Genomic DNA, 6750 nt, shown 5'->3' with positions numbered 1-6750 from the left:
ACTCTAAATCTTCCACATCGGACGGGTAGCCTGTTTTGGCTTTTGATAAGGTTTCCATATCTACAGGGACAGGGATTTGTCAGTTAAGTTCATAACACCCTCTAGGGCTGATTGCTCTACCACATCTTAAATCCGAGGAGCTGCCCGCGATTCATGCCGCTGCGATTGCGGGGAATGTGGATGAGATCCAGCGACTACTCGCTGGGGATGCAGGGCGTGTGAACAGTCGCGATGACAAGGGTAACACGCCCCTTCATCATGCGGCGTGGCACAACCAGTTAGAGGCGGCGCGGCTCTTGATTTCCAGCGGGGCTGTGGTGGATGCGCGGCGCACCGAGGGACGGATCACTCCTTTGGAGTCCGCGAGCTACTTGGGGCATCGGGACATGGTGGAGCTGCTTCTTACCGCAGGAGCCGATCCAAATGTGAAGATCTACGAAGGCTACACACCGCTGCATCAGGCAGTGCGCAATGGCCATGTGGCGATCTGTCAGCTTCTGATGGCCAAAGGGGCACGGATTGATTCGGAGCGTGACAATGGCTACACGCCGCTCCATAGCGCATCCGAGAGTGGTCAAGTGGAGACTGCACTCTGGTTGCTGGTCTGTGGAGCCGACCCAACACGCCGTGGCAAAGAGGGAAAGACGCCGCTCGGGATCGCCAAGAACGACAGCGTCCGTGAGCTCCTGCAAAAGGCACTCTTAATCCGCGCGGATACCGAGGCAAAGCTGACCGCACGTGAGCTTCTTTTCCCCGATGCAGCACTTGCGACAAAGCAGGAGCTACCAGCCTACGAGAGCCACTTTGAGCGGCAACAAGTCGGCAGTGAGTGGGGGACGACCGCACTGGGCGGAACCTGGAATGACTTGGAAACGGGCACGACTCCTAAAGGCAATCGGACGTTTCTAGGGCCGCTGAGCAACCAGGAAGTGCGGCTGGCGGTGGGGAAACTCCCGGTTCATAACGCACTACGCGTCTCGTTTGAGCTATTTGTGATCGGGTCCTGGGATGGCAATGGGACGCCGCGCTACGGGCCGGATCTCTGGGATCTGAGTGTGCTCAATGGCCCGACTCTCCTACACACGACGTTCTACAACCCCGGCAAGGAGCTTGTCAGTGCGCCTCTGCAAGCCTTTCCTGCCGACTACCCGATAGGCAGTAATAAAGGCTACACAGGAGCCAAAGAGCGCAACACGCTAGGTCTGTTTACCGACGAAGAGGGCATGTTTCGTGAAGCAGTCTACAGGCTCGCATTTACGTTCACGCACCGCTCCGACTCGGTAGTGCTCCGCTTCTCAGCGACGGGGCTGGAAGGACTGGAAAACGAGAGCTGGGCACTTGCCAACGTGAAGATAACGGCAGTGACCCTGGGAAACTCAGCGGCACCTACACCGACAAGACCTAAGAAAAAGTAACTTTTTTATACTGGATTTTGAATTTTTTTAGGTCTTAGTCCGTGTCTACTGAAAACAACTTTATCATTTTTAGAATCAATCAATTGTAATGAGAATTCTTCATGATTAATTTTAGAAATTTCGATTTTTAGAATTAAATCTTGAAAATTATTTGTCCAGTATGGAGGCTTGTGTTTATTCTTTGCGTTTATTGCTTCTGTTTCGGAAATTAAAAATAAACATGATAAATAATCAGTTAGCATATTGTCTGATCCAGATAATGGTAAGATTTTATCTTTCTTGAAATTGTCTTTGGTAATATTTCTGATGTGGTTGATGTATCTCTTGTATAAATCTAATATATTTCCATTGAATTTTCCAATCTCTAATGGTAAGAATTCGGAAATATTGCTGTTCATCTCATCGATTGTTTGTGGGAAAGGTGGTGTTCGAGGACGTAGAAGTTGATTGCTATTTTCTTGTCTAACGATTTCAAGGTTGAATAAATCTAAAATTGATCTCAAAATTTCATTTGATGTTGAATATATTTCTCCGTAAACAGCGATGCATTTATTTTTCATTGATGTATCGATATTATAAATCGTATTTATACTATTGAATTTATTAATAAAATAATTTTGCAAATAGGTATCGTTTTGATTTTTATAAATATTTATATCTTTAAAATTATCTTTTAGCTTTAATAATGCGCTGATTGACTCTTTAGATGGTGGAGTGTCTGATTCAAAAGAGCTAGTTGCAAATATGTTGCCTTCTATACTCGTATAACTAACGCCCTTGTTTATTATAAAACCATGACTAAGTCCATACTGGTATTTGAAATCTGAATTGCCCAAAAAACCTTCAAGTACTAAAATTTCTGGAGTTATGTCGTTCGTTTTTACTATTTTAAGTGATGTGTTGTCTTTTTTTTAGGTTTTTGATCTTTTGCAAAACTTGGTTTAATGAGAGTTGATTAGACAAATAAGGTTGCAACGATAAATCGCGTAATATTTCAATTGTACTACTGTTAAGAGATGCTATTACTACTCCTGATGCTAAATCCTCTTTAGATTTTTCACGAAACAATTTTTGTAATATCTGATCTGGCAACTTGCTGAAATACAATGGGTCGTTAGTTTTGGGTAAAATTTTTCTCGCTTTTTTTTCTAATGAAGAAAGGCGATTTTCAATCTCCATAAAACTAACGTTAGGAAGCCTGTCTTCGTATGAATATTTATTTTTAAGAAGTATAATATTACCTATCTTTGTTACTTTGCAGTCGAAATATTCTTCGAAGTTATCAGTTTTGAAATTCAGTTCCATAGGGATATTTTTTAAAATTCTAGGTGAATCATCAAATATAAGAGTGTAATGTAAATTTTGTGATATTTTCTGCAGTATCTTATTTGTATTAGTATCTTGAGCTGAACAGATACGTATAATCAGAGTCATTAGCAAGATTGCTATGACTCTGATTATACGTATAATGGATGATTTTTTAGTTTGCAATCGCATCTAATGAACCTGAACCATAATACTCTACGGCAGCATCAGGAGCTAAAGTCATTATTGTTATGACAAAGGTCTTAGAGTCATTATACGTAAGTGCAGGTGTAATCATCCCTTGGCCATTTTTGCTGCCTGTTGCTGTATTAGACTGCATACTTATGCTTGAACCTGCATATCCTGATGTTGGAAAATACCCTGCTATTTGACCATGCGCTCTTATTTTATACGCAGCTTGAATATTTGATTGAGTTTGACCTGTGTTATTCCCAATATTTATCCATGGGGTCGCGCTTCCCGTTACACATCCTCCAGGTACAAACGCACTAACCGAAGCTCGCTTCCCGATCCCGTTTTCATCATTAATATCTGTTACCCCTACTACTGGTTCTTCTGGGTCTTCATTCGGGAGCGGGGTATCTGTCAAAAGCTCCTCTACAAAATAAAAACCAGTAGTGTTTCCAGACGTAGACGAAAAAGCGGTTCTTGTGAAATCGAGGCTTGCAGTTGCTGCACCATTCGGGAGAAACTTAGAAAAGGGTATGTTCGCAAACGAAGCCATGCTAACAACCAAAGGTATCAATATCATTAATCGGTTCCTTCCATCTAATCCTTATTTGAATGGGCCGACCAACAACGCGGGCCGACCAACAACGCTATCACAAGAAGTATGTCACAATCTGAACATTATGTCAAGGCATTGTTTTATGCACTTCAATTGGAAGTTATCCAGCCGGATCCCCAGCCATCTCTCGGCCAGAACCCTGACAAACGACGATGGGTACCATACTAGAACTGCGTAAGGTGAGCTGTTATGGGCCAAACAAAGCCTCTGGATATGGAAATGGCACTTACGCCGACAAAGCCAAAGAAAAAATAAAACCCCGCTCTGGAACAAGTCCAGAGCGGGGGATTTCTATGCAGCGTCTTTTACGTCTACGCTTGCCGGCTCACTATCTACGCTTGCCGGTGCGGCATTTTCTTCGCCGTCCTCTGCCTTATCTTCAAGTTCTTCGTCATCGTCATCGTCGTCTTCATCGAGGTCTTCTTCTAGATCCTCGTCGTCAAGCTCTTCTTCTTCGTCCTCATCGTCTGCCGGTTTGGTGGATACTGCGGACTCGGTGCCTGGCTTGCCGTGTGCGCCCTGTTGCTTGGCGTTGGTTCGGCTCTCTAGGCGCTGTGCGGCTTTTTTCATGGCCTCTTTCGAGGGTGACAGAATCATGATCATCTGGCGACCTTCGATCAGCGGGTGGCGCTCGATCTGCCCAACTCCGGCATCGGTGGCCATCTTCGCAATCTTGCCCATCGCTTCCTGAGCGAACTCGGGGTGCGACATCCAGCGGGAGCGGAACCGGAACGTAATCTTGACCTTGTCACCGTCCCCGAGGAACTTGATAACATTCTTGATCTTGATATTGAGGTCGTGGTCGTCAATAAAGCCCATCTTCGGAGAGATGGTGATGCCTTTCATGTCTGATTGGCGCTGCTTGAGACGCGCTTCACGCTCTCGTTTTCCCTGCTCGTACTTGAACTTACCGTAGTCCATGATCCGGCAGACAGGGGGAACGGCGGTGGGAGCAACCTCGATCAGGTCCATGCCCCGTCCACGAGCGATATCCAGCGCTTCGCGCGGGGTCATAACCCCAAGCTGCTCGCCGTCTTCGCCTACAACACGAACTTCACGAACGCGAATACGATCGTTGACTCGGGGGCCCATGTCCCGATTGCGGTCGAAGCCGCGGGCATCACGATGATGACTTATACTAAACCTCCAGGTTGATTGACAGTGCCGCGATATTTCTCGCGCAAAGAGTCCTAAAAAATAGTCGGTTCATTCTATCCCTGGCTAGATACACTGTCAAGCAGACCCGGAAGCTCCTTGACTTTCTTTGCCCGCCGAGGAATCTGGAAGCTAAATTTAGGGAGCGACGTTACCGGTGTGATGCTCTCAATCACATCCGTGAGAGTGAGGTTCACTTTTTCCTCCAGAGTCATCTCCGTACGAAAGCGCTCCAGATAGGTTTTCTCTTTATTAAGAGTCAGGGTGAATGTACTTGGTGTCAGGGGATTGGTCGTTTTTACCGTTAGGAAAAGAGAGGAGCGCCCATCCGGTTCCTGGCGGGTTCCCCATGCGACTAACCCTTGCTGGGCGAAGAGCTTCGGAAAGATGGCCAGCGCTTCACTTGCGGCCTGTGTATCAGAAATTCGTGGCGTCGAGAGTGCTGGTGTGGGGTTTTGTACGATACCAAGATAGATAGGGGAAAGCATTCCCATATGGAAGATGCCTGAGAGGGGGCTTGCCCTGATGGGATCAATGGTATAGCTGTTATTAGCTTGATCGTAGACCGTGATGTTCTTTCCATCACCCACCACAAGAAACGTATGCAACTTTGCTTCAAGCCCTACTTTAAGAGTCCCCTCGCTACGAAACTCAAAGGGGGACTTTCCAACTGTCACCTGGTAGTTATAGACGTAAAGTGTAGGCTCACCGTCGTCTTTGTAAAGAGCGGTGAGCTGGCCTTTGAGAGTTTTTTGCAACATCAGTGTTTGCAGTGTTTTTACCTCAAGGGCTTTCGCAGATGCACTGATAATCTGGTCGTCGCTTGCAGGCGGCTGTGGAGTTTGATGCAGAAAAACGGTAGCCAAAATGAGACTGAACATGGGATATTGACCTCTCTATTCTTGCCAAACGGGTAATTCCAGAGAAAAGTGACAGGCGGCTCCTGAAGAGCTTTCGAGCGTGGGCTCTTTCTCGGTGCAGATTGGCTGGGCGAAGGGGCAGCGGGTGCGGAAGCGGCAGCCGGACGGGATGTTGAGGGGCGACGGGGGATCGCCTTCAAGCGGGGCACTCTCGCGGCGCTTTGTGGGATCAGGGAGGGGGGCGGAGGCGAGGAGTGATCGGGTGTAGGGGTGGCGCGGGTTGGTGTAGAGCGCCTCTGCGGTTCCGATTTCGACGATGCGCCCGAGATACATCACGGCGACTCTATGGGCAACATGGCGGATCAGCGCCAGGTCGTGCCCGATAAAGACATAGGCAATTCCCCGCTCTTTTTGCAAGTCCATGAGCAGGTTCACGACTTGCGCCCGCACGGAAATATCCAGCGCGGAGACGGGCTCGTCTAAAATAATTAGCTCGGGGTTGAGAGCAAGAGCACGTGCGATCCCGATGCGCTGGCGCTGGCCACCGGAGAACGCGTGCGGGTAGCGGCTGGCGATTCCCTCGGGGAGGCCCACCGAGCGCAGTAACTCCTCGACACGCGCTTTTCGGTCGCCGGGAATTTTATGGATCTCCAGTGGCTCCCCGACCAGCTGCCCGACGGTGAGGCGCGGAGAGAGGCTGGCGTAAGGGTCCTGAAAGACCATCTGCACGCGGCGGCGGAAGGCAAGCAGTGCGGGGCCGCGCAGAGCGCCCACTTCCTCGCCCTGAAAGCGCACGCTTCCCGCCGTCTTGGGCAAGAGCTGCAAGAGCGCACGCCCCGTTGTGGACTTGCCACACCCCGACTCCCCCACAATTCCGAGCGTCTCGCCTTTCTCCACGGAGAACGAGACACCGTCCACAGCGCGGACGATCTTCCCTCCGCCTACCGCGAACTGCACCGAGAGGTCTTTGACTTCTAGCATCAGCGTGTCTCCTCTGCGGTAACACGGTGGCAGCGAACCAAGTGCTCTTTGGGAAGGATTGCCGTGGGGAGGGGCTCCGCGCACTTGTCTATCGCCTGCGAGCAACGAGGACGGAATGGGCAGCCGCTGACCTCACTGGGCCGTGTGGGCGGCTGACCCGGTATGAAGTTTAGTTGTTGGCCATGGGCCATCTCCGGCAAAGAATTGAGCAAGCCCTGCGTGTAGG

Annotated in this window: 8 protein-coding genes; 1 reads left to right on the top strand and 7 read right to left on the bottom strand. The window is 49.0% G+C overall.

Going from position 1 to position 6750, the window contains the following annotated elements; genetic code table 11:
• Positions 1-107: 107 nt before the first annotated feature.
• Positions 108-1415, top strand: a complete 1308-nt coding sequence (locus tag RMO15_RS19940; RefSeq protein ID WP_309715939.1) for an ankyrin repeat domain-containing protein — start codon at positions 108-110, stop codon at positions 1413-1415.
• 5 nt (positions 1416-1420) lie between these two features.
• Here the strand turns inward: RMO15_RS19940 and RMO15_RS19935 are convergent, their stop codons facing one another.
• The 7 genes from RMO15_RS19935 to RMO15_RS19905 form a co-directional block, all read right to left on the bottom strand.
• Positions 1421-2251: a hypothetical protein gene (locus RMO15_RS19935; RefSeq protein WP_309715936.1), complete on the bottom strand. Its 831-nt coding sequence runs from the start codon at positions 2249-2251 to the stop codon at positions 1421-1423.
• Between the two features lie 52 nt (positions 2252-2303).
• A complete protein-coding gene (locus tag RMO15_RS19930) occupies positions 2304-2849 on the bottom strand; it encodes a hypothetical protein (protein WP_309715932.1) in 546 nt (181 codons plus the stop codon).
• 46 nt (positions 2850-2895) lie between these two features.
• Entirely contained in the window at positions 2896-3492 is a 597-nt protein-coding gene (locus RMO15_RS19925) for a hypothetical protein (RefSeq protein WP_309715930.1), read from the bottom strand.
• Between the two features lie 327 nt (positions 3493-3819).
• Positions 3820-4620 carry a translation initiation factor IF-3 gene (gene infC, locus RMO15_RS19920; protein WP_309715927.1) on the bottom strand — a complete coding sequence of 267 codons (801 nt, stop codon included), beginning with the start codon at positions 4618-4620 and terminating at the stop codon, positions 3820-3822.
• A gap of 119 nt (positions 4621-4739) precedes the next feature.
• Positions 4740-5564, bottom strand: a complete 825-nt coding sequence (locus RMO15_RS19915; protein ID WP_309715925.1) for a hypothetical protein — start codon at positions 5562-5564, stop codon at positions 4740-4742.
• Between the two features lie 15 nt (positions 5565-5579).
• Positions 5580-6524: an ABC transporter ATP-binding protein gene (locus tag RMO15_RS19910; RefSeq protein ID WP_309715923.1), complete on the bottom strand. Its 945-nt coding sequence runs from the start codon at positions 6522-6524 to the stop codon at positions 5580-5582.
• The coding region (locus RMO15_RS19905; RefSeq protein WP_369016141.1) for an oligopeptide/dipeptide ABC transporter ATP-binding protein at positions 6524-6750 on the bottom strand (227 nt) is incomplete at its 5' end. The genes RMO15_RS19910 and RMO15_RS19905, both read right to left, overlap by 1 nt.

The organism is Armatimonas sp., from assembly GCF_031410135.1.
In the GTDB taxonomy this organism is placed as follows: domain Bacteria; phylum Armatimonadota; class Armatimonadia; order Armatimonadales; family Armatimonadaceae; genus Armatimonas.
The sequence above is the reverse complement of the archived record's forward strand: the minus strand, read 5'-3'. Positions and strand labels throughout refer to the sequence as shown.

Coding starts and splice junctions, on each gene's coding strand:
- RMO15_RS19930 (WP_309715932.1), bottom strand. CDS start 2,849: ATGACTCTGATTATACGTATCTGTTCAGCTCAAGATACTAATACAAAT.
- RMO15_RS19925 (WP_309715930.1), bottom strand. CDS start 3,492: ATGATATTGATACCTTTGGTTGTTAGCATGGCTTCGTTTGCGAACATA.
- infC (WP_309715927.1), bottom strand. CDS start 4,620: ATGGGCCCCCGAGTCAACGATCGTATTCGCGTTCGTGAAGTTCGTGTT.
- RMO15_RS19915 (WP_309715925.1), bottom strand. CDS start 5,564: ATGTTCAGTCTCATTTTGGCTACCGTTTTTCTGCATCAAACTCCACAG.
- RMO15_RS19910 (WP_309715923.1), bottom strand. CDS start 6,524: ATGCTAGAAGTCAAAGACCTCTCGGTGCAGTTCGCGGTAGGCGGAGGG.